The organism is bacterium (assembly GCA_035370465.1).
GTDB lineage: Bacteria > Ratteibacteria > UBA8468 > B48-G9 > JAFGKM01 > JAGGVW01.
In genome coordinates this window covers 1-1,891 of record DAOOVW010000098.1, presented here as the reverse complement: position 1 = coordinate 1,891, position 1,891 = coordinate 1, and the positions used below count along the sequence as shown (strand labels likewise).

2 protein-coding genes are annotated in these 1,891 nt (G+C 29.9%); both read right to left on the bottom strand.

The window, feature by feature from the left end:
• The coding region (locus tag PLW95_08140) for a regulatory protein RecX (protein ID HOV22624.1) at positions 1-416 on the bottom strand (416 nt) is incomplete at its 3' end.
• A partial coding sequence (locus PLW95_08135) for a Do family serine endopeptidase (GenBank protein ID HOV22623.1) occupies positions 409-1,891 on the bottom strand: 1,483 nt, incomplete at its 5' end. The genes PLW95_08135 and PLW95_08140, both read right to left, overlap by 8 nt.

Below are 1,891 nucleotides of genomic sequence, written 5' to 3'. Positions count from 1 at the left end.
CTTTCAATTATCTTATTTATTGTTTCAGAAGAAAAACCTCTTCCTTTCAAATATAAAAATAAATTATTTTTCCCCTTATTTTTCCTTTTTTTTATAAGTGCCTGAGCAACTCTATATTCTTTTTCAAAATCAAAGTTTTGTCTAATTTGATTTATTATCTCTTCATTAAATCCTTTTCTTTTTAATATGTTTATAATATAATAAAATCCTTTTCCTCTTTCTAAATATCTTTCAACAATATCGTGGGAATACTTTTTATCATCAATAAGACCCTTTTCTTTTAATTTTTCAATTATTCTGTTAACTATATCATTATCAACTGAATTTAACTTATTTCTTAATTCATTTTCAGAATAATTTTTTTTTGAAAGAAGTTTTAATACTTTATAAAAGACAATTTTTTCGTCTTTATTCACTTTTTTTAAGAACAACAAACCTGCCCTGCCCATTTATTACTATCCAGACGCTTATATATTGTTTTGAATTTACATTTTTCTTTGCTTCTAAAAAGTCAGCATAATTTTTTATTGTATATTTATCAATTTTTTTTATAACACTTCCAGGAATTATCCCACTTTCATCAGCAACAGACCCCTGTTCAACATAAACAACAATAACTCCTTCTTTATTTTCAAGTCCATATTTATTTGCTATCTGGTCTGTTATCTCGCTTACTTTCATTCCAAACCATAAACCAGATTGTTCTTCTTCTGTCTTTGCAACTTTCTCTTCTTCAGGCATTTCTCCAACTTGAACTTCCAATGTTATTGCCTTTCCATCTCTAAAAATCCCCACTTTAACTTTCTTTCCAACCGGTGTATTTGCTACTTTCATTTGCAAATCCTTAACATCTTCAATTTTTTGCCCATCAAATTCAACTATTACATCTCCTACTTTTAAACCACCTTTTTCAGCAGGTGAATTACTCATAACCTGTGCAACAACTGCTCCTTTTGTATTATTCAGTCCAAATGATTTTGAAAGGTCATCAGTGAGTGGTTGAAGAACAATTCCTAAATATCCTCTTACAACTTTACCCTTTTCTTTAAGTTGTTTAAAAACACTTTTTGCTATATTTATAGGAATAGCAAATCCAATATTTTGGGCAGCATAAGGAGTAATAATAAATGTATTAATCCCTATAACTTCTCCTTTTATATTTACCAGTGGTCCACCAGAATTTCCAGGATTAATTGCTGCATCTGTCTGTATAAAATCCTCATATTGTGTTATTCCAAAACCACTTCTACCTGTTGCACTTATAACGCCCACTGTCACTGTTTCAGTCAAGCCCATAGGATTTCCTATTGCAATTGCCCATTCACCAACCTGGATTGTATCAGAATCACCTAAAACAACAGATGGTAGTGCCCTTTTAACATCAATTTTTATAAGTGCAAGGTCTGTCTTTGGGTCTGTTCCTATAATTTTTGCTGGATATTTATTTTCATCATCAAATAGTTTAACAAGAACTCTATCTACTCCTTCAATTACATGGTTATTTGTTAAAATATATCCATCAGGGTCAACAATAAATCCAGAACCTAAACCTTCCTGTTTCTTTTTAAATGTTTTTGGTTGCTGGTTTCTCTTAGGAATACTAAAAAAATTATCAAAAGGGAAATTAAAAAAATCCTCTATATCACCAAATGGGTCCCAATATCTATAAGTTATTGTTTTTTCTGTGGTAATTTGAACAACACTTGGTCTTACAGCTTTTGAAACACTAACAAAAGCATTTTGTAAAGACATTACTTCTGGTGAAACAGAAACAAAAGTACTGGGATTAGGTAATTTAGGTACTTCTTTAAAATTTTTAACTCCAGCAACAACAATGAAAGATAAAACTAATACTATTCCTACAACTAACCCAACTATCTTTTTTTTCGTT